Raw genomic sequence first — 14,088 nt, 5'->3', positions numbered from 1 at the left:
GTCCCTGGGAGGTCACGCGTGGCGGCGAACGGATACGGTCGGACGGCCTGGGTTGTCTGGGGGTTCGGCGTATTCGGGTACGCGCTGGCGGTCATGCACCGCGCCGCGCTCGGCGTGGCCGGGCTCGAGGCAGCCGAGCACTTCGGCACCACCCCCGGCATCATCTCCACCTTCGTGGTCCTCCAGCTCGCCACGTACGCGCTGGCCCAGGTGCCCGTCGGGCTGCTGCTGGACCGCTACGGCTCACGGATCATGCTCACCGGCGGCACGCTGGTCATCGCGGCGGGTCAGGCGCTGCTGGCCACCACCGACGACCTCTCCACCGCTTACGTCGCCCGGGTGCTGCTGGGCATCGGCGACGCCTGCATGTTCAATTCGGTGCTGAGGCTCCTGCCCCGATGGTTCGCGCCCAGTCGCGTTCCGGTGCTGAGCCAGATCACCGGCATGGTGGGCGCCGTGGGTCAGATCGCGGCCGTGGGCGCCGTCCTGCCGCTGATCAAGCTCCTGGGTTGGCAGACGGGCCTGCTCATCACGGTGGGGTTCAGCGTCTTCGCGGCGGTGCTCGTGACGGCGTGGGTGCGCGACGCGCCGCCGGGGCAGGCGCCCGCCGTCGTGGTGGACCCCATCCGGGAGATCCCCCGGCGGATCAAGGGCGTCTCCATGCACCCCGCCACCCAGCTCGGCTTCTGGGTGCACTTCACCTCGGGCTTCTCCAGCATCACCTTCGTGTTCATGTGGGGCATCCCGTACCTCGTCGTCGGCCAGGGGCTCTCGCAGGCGGAGGCCGGCGGCCTGTTCGCCCTGCTCTCGGTGGCGTCGATGGTGGCCGGCCCGGTCGTCGGGTCGCTCACCGCCCGGCACCCGCTGCGCCGCAGCACGCTGGTGTTGAGCTTCATCTGGGCCGTGATCGCGTGCTGGGCGGCCGTGCTGCTGTGGCCAGGCCGCGCCCCCATGCCGCTGCTCCTTCTCCTCGTCCTGGCGCTCGCGGTCTCCGGCCCCGGCACCGGGGTGGGTTTCGACTTCCCCCGCACCAACCTCCCGGCCACCCGCCTGGGCGCCGCCAACGGCATCGTCATCGCGGGCGGGTTCGTGGGCGGCACCGTCCTCATCCTCATCATGGGCGTCTTCCTCGACTGGCTCTCCGGCGGCGGCGACTACACGCCGGAGCAGCTGCGCCTGGCGTGGCTGCTGCAGATCCCCTTCTTCGTGGCGGGGATCCTCGGCATCTACCTCAGCCGACGGCGCCTGCGCAGCCTGATGGCGTCGGAGGGGGTGGTGGTGCCGTCCTGGCGGGAGGTGGTTCGACGGATCCGCCGTCGTCGGGGAGAGGGACCGGCCGACGGCCAGGCCTAAAAGAGGCCCTCTGGTTCCGGGGGCGGTGCGTAGGCGGGGTCCACGTCGTTGAACAGCTTGCTCACCGAGCGGCCGTTGTGGATGCGGTCGATGGCGTCGGCGAACAACGCCGCGACACTCAACACGGTCAGTCCCGGGAAGTCCACGGGCGGCGGGACGGTGTTGGTGGAGACCACCTCCACGATCCGCGACACGCTCTGCAGCTTCTCCACCGCCTTGCCGGCGAACAGGCCGTGGGTGCAGGCGACGGAGACGTCCCCGCAGCCGAAGTCCCCCAGCCGCGACACGATCTCGACGATCGAGCCGCCGGTGGCGATCTCGTCGTCCAGCACGATGGCGCGCTTGCCCGACACGTCGCCGACGATGGCGTCGATCACCACGCGGTCGTCCGCCAGGCGCTGCTTCGAGCCGGCGGCCACGGGCAGGTTGAGGAGCCGGGCCAGGAGCGTCGCCTGCTTGGCGTTGCCGAGGTCTGGGGAGACGACGACGGTGTTGCTCAGGTCACGGTCGCGGTAGTGGTCCGCGATCACGCCGAGGGCCGTCAGGTGGTCCACCGGCACCGAGAAGAAGCCGTGCACCTGGGGGGCGTGGAGGCTCATGGTGAGCACCCGGTCCACACCCGCCGTCGACAGCATGTCTGCCACCAGACGGCCGCCGATGGAGATGCGGGAGGCGTCCTTCTTGTCCGACCGGGCGTACGCGTAGTGGGGGATGACGGCGGTGATCTGCCCGGCCGACGCGCCCCTGGCCGCGTCGATCATGAGCAGCAGCTCCATGAGGTGGTCCTGCGTGGGCGGCACCAGCGGTTGCACGATGTAGACGTCCCGCTGGCGGCAGTTGGCCAGCAACTGCGCCTGCAGGCAGTCGTTGCTGAAGCGCGAGATCTTCACGCCTGAGCGACGCAGCCCCAGGTGGGAACAGATCTCGTCGGCCAGCGCGGTGTGAGCGGACCCGGAGAACACGACAACGCCCTTCACAGGCTGCCCCTTCCGTTTGCCCACAGCCTAACGGGCGACGGCGGGCCCGGCCCCTGCATACGAGAAGACGGCGCCCGGGGTGAGCCCCGGGCGCCGTCTGCTGTGCGAAGGATCAGGCCTTGGCGGCCGCGGCCCGACGCTTGTTCCAGATGTCGAACGCCACCGCGAGCAGCAGCACCAGACCCTTGACGATCTGCTGGATGGACGTCTGCACGCCCATGAGCTGCATGCCGTTGCTCATGACGGCCATGACCAGGCCGCCGATCATGGCGCCGATCACGGTGCCCACGCCGCCGGTGACGGCAGCGCCACCGATGAAGCAGGCCGCGATCGCGTCGAGCTCGAACATGTTGCCCGCGCCAGGCTGGGCGCCGTTGGTGCGCGAGGAGAACACCACGCCGGCGACGCCGGTGAGGAGGCCCATGTGCACGTAGACCCAGAAGATGGTCCGCTTCACCTTGACGCCGGACAGCAGTGCGGCGTTGATGTTGCCGCCGATGGCGTACACGTGGCGGCCGTAGATCGAGTTCTTGGCCAGGAACGAGTACACGAGGATCAGCACCGCCAGGATGATCAGCACAATCGGGAAGCCGCGCGCGGTGGCGAGCTTCCAAGCGAAGAACATCACGACGGCGGCCACGGCGACGAGCTTGACGATGAAGAGCGGCATGCCCTCCACCTCCTGCTCGTAGCGGATGCGGGCGCTGCGGCTGCGCCACTGGGTCCAGGCGAACCCGGCGATGGCGAAGACGCCGATCAGCAGTGTGAACAGGTCGTACCCGTTACCGCCTAACAGCCCGTTGAGGAAGCCGTTGGCGATCTGCTGGTACTCGGGGGTCATCGGGGACAGGGACACCGACCCGAGCACGAGGAACGTCATGCCACGGAACAGCAGCATGCCCGAGAGGGTCACGATGAAGCCCGGGATGCCCACGTAAGCCACCCAGAATCCGTGCCAGGCGCCGATGACCAGGCCGACGAGGAGGCCGGCGATGACGCCTACGTACCAGGGCATGCCGTTCTTGATGATCAGCGTGGCCGAGACCGCGCCCACCAGCGCCACCACGGATCCCACCGACAGGTCGATGTGGCCCACGACGATGACGAACAGCATGCCGATGGCCAGGATCAGGATGTAGGAGTACTGGAGGATCAGGTTGCTGACGTTGATGGGATTGAGCAGCGTCCCGCCGGTCAGCACCGTGAAGAGCAGCACGATGGCCACGAAGGCGATCATGATGCCGCTCTGGCGCAGGTTCTTGGAGAACAGGTCCTTGACGGTGGACATCAGGCGGCCTCCCTTTCTTTGGTCATGAGCTTCATGAGGCTCTCCTGAGTTGCCTCTCCCCGGGGGAGTTGCCCGGTGATGCGGCCGAAGGCCAGCGTGAAGATGCGGTCGCAGATGCCGAGGAGCTCAGGGAGCTCCGAGGAGATCACCACCACCGCCTTCCCCGAATCGGCCAGCGCGTTGATGATGGTGTAGATCTCGTACTTCGCGCCGACGTCGATGCCTCGGGTGGGCTCGTCGAGGATGAGCACCTCTGGAGAGGTCATCATCCACTTCGAGAGGACCACCTTCTGCTGGTTGCCGCCGGAGAGCTGACCCACCACGTTCATGACGGTGGGGGTCTTGATCCTCATCTCCTTGCGGTAACGCTCGGCGTTCTTGATCTCCTCGTTGGAGTTGACCACGCCGTTGCTGGCGATCTTGTCCAGCGAGGCGGCCGAGATGTTGCGGCGGATGTCGTCGATCAGGTTGAGGCCGTAGCGCTTGCGGTCCTCCGTGGCGTAGGCCAGCCCGGCGTCGATGGCCGCGGCCACCGAGTGGAGCTGGACTTCCTTGCCGTGGAGGAACAGCTTCCCGCCGATCTTGCGGCCGTAGGCTCCACCGAACAGGCTCATCGCCAGCTCGGTGCGGCCCGCGCCCATGAGGCCGGCGATGCCGACGATCTCACCCGCGCGCACGTCGAACGAGGCGCCGTCGGAGACCTTGCGGCCGGCGACGGTGGGGTGCAGGACCGTCCAGTCCTCCACCCGCATGATCTCCTCGCCGATGTTGGGCGTGTGATCGGGGAAGAGGTTGTCCAGCTCGCGGCCCACCATGCCCTTGATGATGCGTTCCTGCGTCATGTCGGGGCCCTTGTCCAGGGTCTCGATGGTCATGCCGTCGCGGATCACGGTGGTGGCGTCTGCGATGGCTGTGATCTCGTTGAGCTTGTGGGAGATCATGATCGACGTGATCCCCTGCTCCTTGAGATGACGCAGGAGGTCCAGCAGGTGGGCCGAGTCCGTGTCGTTGAGGGCGGCGGTGGGCTCGTCGAGGATCAGCAGCTTGACCTGCTTGGACAGCGCCTTGGCGATCTCCACGAGCTGCTGCTTGCCGACGCCGATCTGGTTGATGGGGGTGACGGGGTTCTCATCCAGCCCCACGCGCGCGAGCAGCTTCGCCGCCTCGGCGTTGGTCTTGTGCCAGTTGATCCGGCCACCCTCCACCTGCTCGTTGCCGAGGAAGATGTTCTCCGCGATCGACAGCAGGGGCACAAGGGCGAGCTCCTGGTGGATGATCACGATGCCCGCGTGTTCCGAGTCGTTGATGGAGGAGAACTTGCACTCCTTGCCCTCAAAAATGATGTCACCCTCATAGGTGCCGTGCGGGTACACACCCGAGAGCACCTTCATGAGGGTGGATTTGCCGGCCCCGTTCTCGCCACAGATGGCGTGAATCTCGCCGCGCTTGACCTCGAGGGTCACGTCCGAGAGCGCCTTGACGCCAGGGAACGTCTTGGTGATGTTGCGCATCTCGAGGATGGTCTGGGTGTCGCTCATGCGTCGCCTTTCCGAAGAGTCAATGGCGACGGTGGCCCGGCCCCTGAGGAGCCGGGCCACCGCGGGTGCCTGGATCAGGCAACGCCTGCGTCGATCTGCTCCTGTGTCCAGTAGCCGGTGTCGACGAGAGCTTCCGTGATGTTGTCGCTGGTCACGGTGACCACATCGAGGAGGTAGGACGGGACGACCTTCACGCCGTTGTCGTAATCGGTCGTGTTGTTCGCCTCAGGCTCCTCGCCGGCCAGCAGCGCCTGCGCGGCGGCAACGGCCTGCTCGGCCAGCAGTCGGGTGTCCTTGAAGATCGTCGAGTACTGGATGCCGTCCTGGATCAGCTTGACGGAGGCGATCTCCGCGTCCTGCCCGGTGACGATCGGGAAGGTGTCAGCGACGGTGCCCGAGTAGCCGTTGTTCTGCAGGGCGGTGATGATGCCGCGGGAGAGACCGTCGTATGCCGACAGCACGCCGTCAACCTTCTTGTCCTGGTAGTTGGCGGTGAGGAGGTCCTCCATGCGCTTCTGCGCGGTCTCCTGCTGCCAACGAAGCGTGGCGGCCTGCTCGATGTCGGTCTGGCCGGAGACCACGACGAAGGTGCCGTCGTCGATCTTGGGCTGGATCACGCTCATGGCGCCGTTGAAGAAGAAGAAGGCGTTGTTGTCGTCCAGCGAGCCGGCGAACAGCTCGACGTTGAACGGGCCTTCGCCGCGGGCCGCGAGGCCGTCGATGAGGGACTGGCCCTGGGCGACGCCGACCTTGAAGTTGTCGAACGAGACGTAGAAGTCCACGTTGGCGCTGTCGCGGATGAGGCGGTCGTAGGAGATGATCTTGATGCCCTGCGCGGCGGCCGTCTCGAGCTGGGGAGCCAGGGCGGTGCCGTCGATGGCGGCGATGATGAGGACGTCGGCGCCCTGGGTGATCATCTGGTCGATCTGCTGGGACTGGGTGGGGATGTCGTCGTTGGCGAACTGGAGGTCCACCTCGAAGCCGGCCTCTTCCAGCTGGGACTTGACGGCCTCGCCGTCGGCGATCCAGCGCTCGGAGGTCTGGGTGGGCATCGACACGCCGACGGAGCCGCCGGCCTCGCCCGCGGGGGCGCTTGCGGATGCGCTGGCGTCACCCGAGGCTGCCGGCGTGGTGGCGGTTCCCGCGCCGCCGCCACCGCATGCGGTGAGGGCGAAGGCCATGAGCAGGCCCGCGCTCGCGGTTACGAACTTGGTCATCTTCATTCGTTCCTCCTGAGAACGTTCACTTTGGGCGGTCCGATGCCGCCTTACGGGTGCAGAGATGTGGATCTGGGCGGAGGGTTGAGCGCACGTTCCACGACCAACCGAAGACTCCCGGGTGGAAGACAGGACGGCGTTGTCTCTCCGTTGCGCTTGAGTCTGTCGCCACGGTGGCAAGGCTGTCAACCGATTCCGCCCCCTGACACGGTTGCGAAATGGTAACGATCTGATAGCGCTCCCACCATCGACTTTCGGTGGCCGGGGCTGGGCCCGGCCACCACAACGACGGTGTGTAGTATTCGGGCGGTGAGTCCCCACCCCGGCACCGTCCCGCATGAGGCCCGCAAGGGCGTGGTCCGCACGCTCCACCACGACGCGGGGGAGCGCCCGCATGTGCTGGTGTGGGAGGTCACGCGGGCCTGCCAGCTGGCCTGCGGGCACTGCCGCGCCGACGCGTTCACCAAGGCGGACCCCCGGCAGCTCACCACCGAGCAGGGCAAGGCCCTCCTCGATGACTTCGCCGCGTACGGCACGCCCAAGCCCATCGTCATCCTCTCCGGCGGGGACGCGTTCGAGCGCGACGACCTCGAGGAGCTCATCGCCTACGGCACCTCGATCGGGCTGCCGATCGCGCTGTCGCCGTCCGTCACCCCGCTGCTCACCGACGAGCGGCTGGCGTCGGTGCGCGAGGCGGGGGTGAAGGCGTTCTCGCTGTCCCTCGACGGTGCAACCGCCGCAACCCACGACTCGTTCCGCGGCATCGACGGCACCTTCGAGGACACGATGGCCGCGGCCGAGCTGGTGGTCAAGCACGGCTTCCGGTTCCAGGTGAACACCACCATCTGCCGCAACAACCTGCGTGAGCTGCCGCAGCTGCTGCAGCGCACCATGCAGATGGGCGCGGGCATGTGGTACGTGCTGTTCCTGGTGCCGATGGGTCGCGGCTCGAACCTGGAGCCGCTCGATCCGGAGGAGATGGAGGACGTGCTGCACTGGCTGCACGACGTCTCTGACCGGATCGCGGTGAAGGTGACGGAGGCGCCGAACTACCGCCGCGTCGCCATCCAACGCGACGACGCGCGGGCAGCCGGGGAGCCGCTGCCGGTGCGCGGGGAACTGCACGCGTGGCTCACCCAGGAGACGGACCGCCTGCTGGGCGAGGTGCTGGAGCGCCGCCCGCCGCGTCCGCCGATCGGCGTCAACAGCGGCCGCGGCTTCGCGTTCGTGGACCACATCGGCGACGTCTACCCGTCGGGCTTCCTGCCCCACCGCTGCGGCTCGGTGAAGGAGCAGTCCTTCCGGGAGATCTACGCCGAGGCGCCGATGATGAAGGCGCTTCGTGACCCGTCGTCGTACTCCGGCAAGTGCGGGGTGTGCGAGTTCAACTGGATCTGCGGAGGGTCGCGGGCCAGGGCCCACGCCATGCTCGGCGACCCGCTGGCCTCGGACCCCACGTGCGTCTACCAGCCCGCGGGATGGGCTGGGCACGAGACGCCGTCGGAACCCGTGCCCGTCCCCGTATAGGTCGTCGGGGGTCGATCGCGACGGCGTGTCGTGCCACCCCCACCGACGCCAGTGGGCCGGTCCGGGGCCCCGACGGGCGGGCACGAAACGCCGTCTGACTTCGTGCTCGTGTCCGAATCGGTCGCCGGGGGTCCATCGCGACGGCGTGTCGTGCCACCCCACCGCCGCCAGTGGGTCGGTCCCGGGCCCTGGCGGGCGGGCACGAAACGCCGTCTGACTTCGTGCTCGTGTCCGAATAGGTCGTCGAGGGTCGATCGCGACGGCGTGTCGTGCAGGGCCCCGAGGCGGGGTGTGTGGAGGTGCGGGGCTACGAGGGCAGGAGCCCAGGACCGGGCCGTGAACTCGGCAACTCGCGGTGCGCTGCGCGGGCAACAAGCGGCAACTGCTTGGTCGCGGGACCTCGGGCTGGCGTACTTATCGCACCGCACTGACGGCTCGGCCCCCCGAGTTCTGAACAGCAGGGCGGACGTCCCACACCGGTCCCCCGGCCCAGCCGACGCAGGACCCCTGTTCGAAGGAACGACAATGAAGTCACGCATTCTCCCGGCGACGGCGCTCGTCGCCGCCGCCGCCCTGGCGCTGGCGGGCTGCTCGTCCGGCGGCTCCACCGAGACGCCCGACGCGGGCACGCAGTCCACGGCCGCCGGCTCCTCCGCTCGGGGTGAGCTGCTGACGCTGGGCATCCTGCAGGAGCCCGCATCCTGGGACCCGGCCCAGGCGCACGTCGGCCACCGCCTCCAGCCGTTCCAGGCAGCCTACGACACGCTCATCCTCCGCGCCCCCGACGGCTCCTACGAGCCGATGCTGGCCACCGAGTGGGGCTACACCGACGAGACCAACCTGGTCTTCTCCCTCGACCTCCGCACCGACGTGACCTTCTCCGACGGCGCCGCCTTCGACGCCGCCGCCGTCGTGGCCAACATCGAGCACTTCAAGGCCGACAACGGCCCGCAGGCCGGCCAGGCCGCCGCCGTCGCCTCGGCCGCCGCCGTCGACGAGGACACCGTCGAGATCACGCTCGCCAAGCCCGACCCGGCGCTCGAGTACTACCTGAGCCAGGCCCTCGGCCTCATGGGCAGCCCCGAGTCGCTCGGCACCGACGAGATGGACCGGATCCCCGTGGGCACCGGCCCCTACGTGATGGACCCGGCCCAGGCCGTCGTCGGCTCGCAGTACGTGTTCACCGCACGCGAGGACTACTGGAACCCCGAGCTGCAGAAGTGGAACCAGATCACCCTCAAGCTCCTGGCCGACGTCACCTCCCGCGTCAACGGCCTCGTCTCCGGCGAGGTCGACGCCACCCTGCTCGACGCCACCACCTACCAGCAGGCCGAGGGCGCCGGGTTCGAGCTCCTCGAGTACGCCACCGACTGGCAGGGCCTCCTGCTGTTCGACCGGGCCGGCGAACTCAACCCCGCGCTCGGTGACGTCCGCGTGCGCCAGGCCATCAACTACGCCTTCGACCGCGACGCCCTCCTGCAGGAGCTCGGCGGCGGCTTCGGCGACACCACCAGCCAGGCGTTCGGCCCGGACAGCACCGCCTTCGTGCCGGAGCTCGAGGACTACTACACCTACGACCCCGAGAAGGCCCGCGAGCTCCTCGCCGACGCCGGCTACGCCGACGGCCTCACCATCGAGCTGCCCGTCGCCACCCCCGGCGCAGAGACCATCATGACGTTCGCCACCCAGCAGCTCGCCGACATCGGCATCACCGTCGAGCAGACCTCGGTGCCGGTCGCCGACTACCAGGGCCTGCTCGGCCAGGGGAAGTTCGCCGGCGCGTGGTTCAGCCTCTTCCAGGGCCCGTCGTGGGTGGCCTACAGCCAGCTGCTCTCCACCGACGCCCTGTACAACCCGTTCGACTCCACCGATCCGGCGATCGACGCCGCCGTCGAGGAGCTCCGTCTCGGGGGCGATGACGCCACCGAGGCCGCGCAGGAGATCAACCGGTTCGTGACCGAGAACGCCTGGTTCGCCCCCTGGTTCCGCCCGTCGCAGCTCTACTTCCTCAACGCGCAGAAGGTGACCGCCGAGCCGCAGTCGCAGATGGCCGTGCCGTCCATCTACAACTACTCGCCGGTCTCCTGACCCGGTGACCTCCCCGGGGGCGGCTGCGGCCGCCCCCGGGCCATCCCCCACCCCTGTCTGCAACGGAGCTGACCATGCTTTCCATGATCCTGCGGCGCATCGCTTCCGGGGTCGCCGTGCTACTAGTCGTGTCCGTCCTCACGTTCACGATGCTGTACACGTCGTCCGGCAACATCGCGCGCAACATCCTCGGCGACCAGGCCACTGAAGAGGCCATCGCCGCCAAGGAGGCCCAGCTGGGCCTCGACCAGCCGCTCATCACCCGCCTCCTCGCGTGGCTCGGCGACGCCGCCCAGGGCGAGTTCGGAAAGTCGTGGTTCACCAACGAGCCGGTCTTCCAGGCCATCGGCAGCCGCCTCCCCGTCACCCTCGCGATGATCGGCGTCTCCATCGTCCTCATCGCCCTCGTCGCCACGGCGCTCGGCATGCTGGCCGCCACCCGCCGCGGCTGGGCCGACCGGTTCGTCCAGCTCGGGGCCGTCGTGGGCAACGCCGTCCCCGGCTTCATCATCGGCGTCCTGCTGGTGTGGATCTTCGCCATCCAGCTGGGCTGGCTGCCCGCCATCTCTCAGATCGCGCCCGGCGTCGGGCCCGCAGTGTGGATCGCGTCGCTGACCCTGCCGGTCATCGCCCTCGTTATCAACGGCGTGGCCAGCGCCGCCCAGCAGATCCGCAGCGCCTTCATCAAGCAGCTGGAGATGGACTACGTCCGCACCCTCCGCAGCCGCGGCATCAGCGAGCGGGAGATCCTGTTCAAGCACGTCCTGCGTTCGGCCGCCCCGGCCGGGCTGACCGTCCTCAGCCTCCAGTTCATCAGCCTCCTCGGCGGCGTGGTGATCATCGAGTCCATCTTCGCGATCCCCGGCCTCGGCCGCCTGGCCGTGACCGCCACCACCATGAGCGACCTTCCGCTGGTCATGGGCGTGGTCGTCTACAGCGTCGTGATCGTCATCCTCGTCAACCTCGTTGTGGACATCCTCAACGGCTGGCTCAACCCGAAGGTGCGTGTCGCATGAGTGAGCTCACACCCCCCGTCCCGGTGGGCCAGGCGGGCATCGTCGTGCGCGCCTCCGCCTTCCGCCGGCTGCTCAAGAACCCGATGGGCCTTGCGGCCATCATCTACCTGGCGTTGATCACCCTCGTCGCGATCTTCGCGCCGCTCCTCGCCCCCCACGACCCGAACGTCGCAAGCCTCACCGACGTGCTGCTCGGCCCAGGCGGGGAGTTCCCGCTCGGCACCGACAGCGCCGGCCGCGACATCGCCTCCCGCCTGATCTTCGGCTCCCGCGTCACCCTGTTGTCCGCGGCTCTGGCGGCCAGCGTCGCCATCGCCGTCGGCCTGCCGTCCGGCCTGATCGCCGGCTACTTCGGCGGGAAGTTCGACGGCGTGGCCAGCTGGTCCACCAACATCCTGCTGGCTCTGCCCGGCATGATCGTGCTGCTGGCCGTGCGCGCCGCCCTCGGCCCGTCGGTGTGGATCTCCATGGTGGTCTTCGGCCTGCTGCTCAGCCCCGGCTACTTCCGCCTGACCCGCACCGCCGTGCAGTCGGTGCGCAACGAGCTGTACGTGGACGCCGCCCGCGTCTCCGGCCTCTCGGACTCCCGCATCATCGCCCGCCACATCTTCTCCGTGGTGCGCGCCCCGATCATCATCCAGACCGCGATGGTGGCCGGCGTGGCCATCTCCATCCAGTCGGCGCTGGAGTTCCTCGGCCTGGGCGACCCCGTCGTCCCCACCTGGGGCGTCATGGTCAGCGACGGCTTCCGCTCCATCTACCGCCAGCCGCTCAACCTGCTGTGGCCCACGCTCGCCATCGCGCTGACCATTGCGGCGTTCGTGCTGCTCGGCAACGCCGTCCGTGACTCCCTCGAGGACCTCGAGAAGACCAAGGCCGTGCGGGCCAAGCCCGTCCCCGACGCCCACGTTGCCGAGGCGCACGCCGCCGGCATCGCGGACGCCTCCCACCACCTGCTCACGGTGACCAGCCTCGGCGTGGGCTACCCCCAGCCCGACGGCTCCACCAAGACCGTCGTCGACGGCGTGTCCTTCCACGTGGACCGCAACGAGGTGGTCGGCATCGTCGGCGAGTCCGGCTCGGGCAAGTCCCAGACCGCGTTCTCCATCCTCGGCCTGCTGCCTGACAACGCCATGATCACCGCCGGCTCCATCGTGTTCGACGGCGTCTACACCGTCGCCCCGGGCGACGACCACGTCCGGCAGACCAGGATGCGGGCGCTGCGCGGCAAGCGCATCTCGTACATCCCGCAGGAGCCGATGAGCAACCTGGATCCCGCCTTCACGATCGGCTCGCAGCTCTCCACCCCGATGGTCAGGGTGCTGGGCGTGACCAAGGCCGAGGCGAAGCAGCGGGCACTCGAGCTGCTCGCCAGCGTCGGCATCCCCGACCCCCAGCGGACCTACAACGCCTACCCGCACGAGGTCTCCGGCGGCATGGCGCAGCGCGTCCTCATCGCTGGCGCCATCTCCTGCGAGCCGGACCTGATCATCGCCGACGAGCCGACGACCGCCCTCGACGTCACCGTCCAGGCCGAGGTCCTCGACGTGCTCCGCGAGCTCCAGCGCAAGCTGGGCCTGGGCATCATCATGGTGACCCACAACTTCGGCGTGGTGGCCGACATCTGTGACCGGGTGCTCGTCATGCAGAACGGCAGGCTCGTCGAGGACGGCCCCGTGCGGCAGATCCTCGGCTCGCCGCAGCACCCCTACACGCAGATGCTGCTGTCCTCGATGCTCGAGGGCAAGCCTCCGATGACGCCCCTGTTGGGCGCATCCTCCCCGTCCGCCGTTGATGCCCCTGTGGAGGTGGCCCGATGAACGCTCCCGCGAAAGACCTGCTCACCGTCGACGACCTGGTGGTGGAGTACCCCGGCAAGGGCTGGCTCGCCAAGCCGTTCCGGGTGCTCAAGGGGGTGTCGATCCGGATCGGCGCCGGCGAGACCCTCGGCCTCGTGGGCGAGTCCGGCTCCGGGAAGACGACGCTGGGCCGGGCGGTGCTGGGCCTCGCGCCCGTCACCGAGGGCACGATCGTGTTCCAGGGCCAGGACATCAGCCACGCCACCCGGGCCGACCGGCGCAAGCTGAGCCAGGACCTCCAGGTGGTGTTCCAGGATCCGTACAGCTCGCTGAACCCGTCGCTGACGGTGGGCGACATCCTCTCGGAGCCGCTGGGCATCCAGGGCGTCACCGGGGCGGACGCGCGGAAGCGGGTGCAGGAGCTGCTCGACCGCGTCCACATGCCGCTCGACGCGATGGGGCGGCTGCCCCGCGAGTTCTCGGGGGGCCAGCGTCAGCGGATCGCGATCGCGCGGGCGCTGGCGCTCCGCCCGAAGCTCATCGTGTGCGACGAGCCGGTGAGCGCGCTCGACCTCTCGACGCAGGCCCGGGTGCTCGACCTGCTGCTGGAGATCCAGCAGCTGACCGGGGTGTCCTACCTCTTCGTGTCGCACGACCTCGACGTGGTGCGCCACGTGAGCCACAGGGTCGCGGTGATGTACAAGGGTGAGTTGGTGGAGCAGGGCGAGGCGGAGCAGGTCACCACGCGGCCCGAGCACCCGTACACGCAGAAGCTCCTGCTCGCTTCCCCGGTTCCGGACCCCGACCGCCAGTCCGTCCGGCGGGAGGAGCGACGGCGCCACGCCCGCGAGACGGCCGCCGCCTGAGCCGCACCACAGCCGGCGGAGGTGGGCGCCGCGGAGCGGCCGTCACCTTGAGGTGCTGCGAAGCGGCCCACACCGCTGGCTGAGGTGCCGCGCAGCGGCCCGCACCGCTGGCTGACGTGCAGGAACGCTCCTTGGTTCACCACGAGGGCCGCCCGCGGCCCCGGACACTGAGGTACCGCGGAGCGGCCCTCACCGCTGGCTGAGGTGCCGTGCAGCGGCCCGCACCGCTGGCTGAGGTGCCGTGCAGCGGCCCGCACCGCTGGCTGAGGTGCCGTGCAGCGGCCCACATCGCTGGCTGAGGTGTCGCGCGGCGGCCCACATCGCTGGCTGAGGTGCCGCGTAGCGGCCTCGAAGCCTAAGAAACGCAAGCTGACAAGGAACGTTTCTGTGGCTTCGCGGCTCGTCGCTTCGCCCCTCGC

At 69.0% G+C, this 14,088-nt stretch carries 10 protein-coding genes; 6 read left to right on the top strand and 4 right to left on the bottom strand.

The genetic code is table 11. The annotated features are described in order from the left end of the window. Positions 1–18: 18 nt before the first annotated feature. Positions 19–1,353, top strand: a complete 1,335-nt coding sequence (locus tag ACZK5D_RS09255) for an MFS transporter (protein ID WP_458995399.1) — start codon at positions 19–21, stop codon at positions 1,351–1,353. Here the strand turns inward: ACZK5D_RS09255 and ACZK5D_RS09250 are convergent. The 4 genes from ACZK5D_RS09250 to chvE form a co-directional block, all read right to left on the bottom strand. Continuing rightward, on the bottom strand, positions 1,350–2,330 hold the full coding sequence (locus ACZK5D_RS09250; protein ID WP_463665074.1) for a ribose-phosphate diphosphokinase: 981 nt from the start codon (positions 2,328–2,330) through the stop codon (positions 1,350–1,352). The two genes, ACZK5D_RS09255 and ACZK5D_RS09250, sit on opposite strands and share 4 nt — an antisense overlap. A gap of 112 nt (positions 2,331–2,442) precedes the next feature. Beyond that, positions 2,443–3,618 carry a multiple monosaccharide ABC transporter permease gene (gene mmsB, locus ACZK5D_RS09245; protein WP_458995397.1) on the bottom strand — a complete coding sequence of 392 codons (1,176 nt, stop codon included), beginning with the start codon at positions 3,616–3,618 and terminating at the stop codon, positions 2,443–2,445. Continuing rightward, positions 3,618–5,156, bottom strand: coding sequence for a multiple monosaccharide ABC transporter ATP-binding protein (gene mmsA, locus ACZK5D_RS09240; protein ID WP_458995396.1), 1,539 nt, complete (start codon positions 5,154–5,156; stop codon positions 3,618–3,620). The genes mmsB and mmsA overlap by 1 nt, the downstream gene beginning before the upstream one ends. A gap of 74 nt (positions 5,157–5,230) precedes the next feature. Continuing rightward, the gene (gene chvE / locus ACZK5D_RS09235) at positions 5,231–6,373 is read right to left on the bottom strand and encodes a multiple monosaccharide ABC transporter substrate-binding protein (RefSeq protein ID WP_463665073.1); all 1,143 of its coding nucleotides are present in this window, start codon (positions 6,371–6,373) and stop codon (positions 5,231–5,233) included. Between the two features lie 309 nt (positions 6,374–6,682). Between chvE and ACZK5D_RS09230 the strand changes: the two genes are divergently transcribed. The 5 genes from ACZK5D_RS09230 to ACZK5D_RS09210 all read left to right on the top strand — a co-directional run bounded on the left by ACZK5D_RS09230 (position 6,683) and on the right by ACZK5D_RS09210 (position 13,669). Further along, entirely contained in the window at positions 6,683–7,900 is a 1,218-nt protein-coding gene (locus ACZK5D_RS09230) for a TIGR04053 family radical SAM/SPASM domain-containing protein (protein WP_463665072.1), read from the top strand. 525 nt (positions 7,901–8,425) lie between these two features. Then, a complete protein-coding gene (locus ACZK5D_RS09225) occupies positions 8,426–9,988 on the top strand; it encodes an ABC transporter substrate-binding protein (RefSeq protein WP_463665071.1) in 1,563 nt (520 codons plus the stop codon). Between the two features lie 74 nt (positions 9,989–10,062). Continuing rightward, positions 10,063–11,004 (top strand): ABC transporter permease, encoded by a 942-nt coding sequence (locus ACZK5D_RS09220; protein ID WP_458995392.1) that lies wholly within the window; start codon positions 10,063–10,065, stop codon positions 11,002–11,004. Beyond that, complete coding sequence (locus ACZK5D_RS09215) at positions 11,001–12,824, top strand: dipeptide/oligopeptide/nickel ABC transporter permease/ATP-binding protein (RefSeq protein WP_463665070.1); 1,824 nt, start codon at positions 11,001–11,003, stop codon at positions 12,822–12,824. Before ACZK5D_RS09220 ends, ACZK5D_RS09215 begins: the two co-directional genes overlap by 4 nt. After that, the gene (locus ACZK5D_RS09210) at positions 12,821–13,669 is read left to right on the top strand and encodes an ATP-binding cassette domain-containing protein (protein ID WP_458995390.1); all 849 of its coding nucleotides are present in this window, start codon (positions 12,821–12,823) and stop codon (positions 13,667–13,669) included. The genes ACZK5D_RS09215 and ACZK5D_RS09210 overlap by 4 nt, the downstream gene beginning before the upstream one ends. Positions 13,670–14,088 lie beyond the last annotated feature (419 nt).

It is taken from the genome of Tessaracoccus yangjingae (assembly GCF_055326235.1).
The sequence above is the reverse complement of the archived record's forward strand: the minus strand, read 5'-3'. Positions and strand labels throughout refer to the sequence as shown.

Coding starts and splice junctions, on each gene's coding strand:
- mmsB (WP_458995397.1), bottom strand. CDS start 3,618: ATGTCCACCGTCAAGGACCTGTTCTCCAAGAACCTGCGCCAGAGCGGC.
- ACZK5D_RS09215 (WP_463665070.1), top strand. CDS start 11,001: ATGAGTGAGCTCACACCCCCCGTCCCGGTGGGCCAGGCGGGCATCGTC.
- ACZK5D_RS09225 (WP_463665071.1), top strand. CDS start 8,426: ATGAAGTCACGCATTCTCCCGGCGACGGCGCTCGTCGCCGCCGCCGCC.
- mmsA (WP_458995396.1), bottom strand. CDS start 5,156: ATGAGCGACACCCAGACCATCCTCGAGATGCGCAACATCACCAAGACG.
- ACZK5D_RS09210 (WP_458995390.1), top strand. CDS start 12,821: ATGAACGCTCCCGCGAAAGACCTGCTCACCGTCGACGACCTGGTGGTG.
- chvE (WP_463665073.1), bottom strand. CDS start 6,373: ATGACCAAGTTCGTAACCGCGAGCGCGGGCCTGCTCATGGCCTTCGCC.
- ACZK5D_RS09220 (WP_458995392.1), top strand. CDS start 10,063: ATGCTTTCCATGATCCTGCGGCGCATCGCTTCCGGGGTCGCCGTGCTA.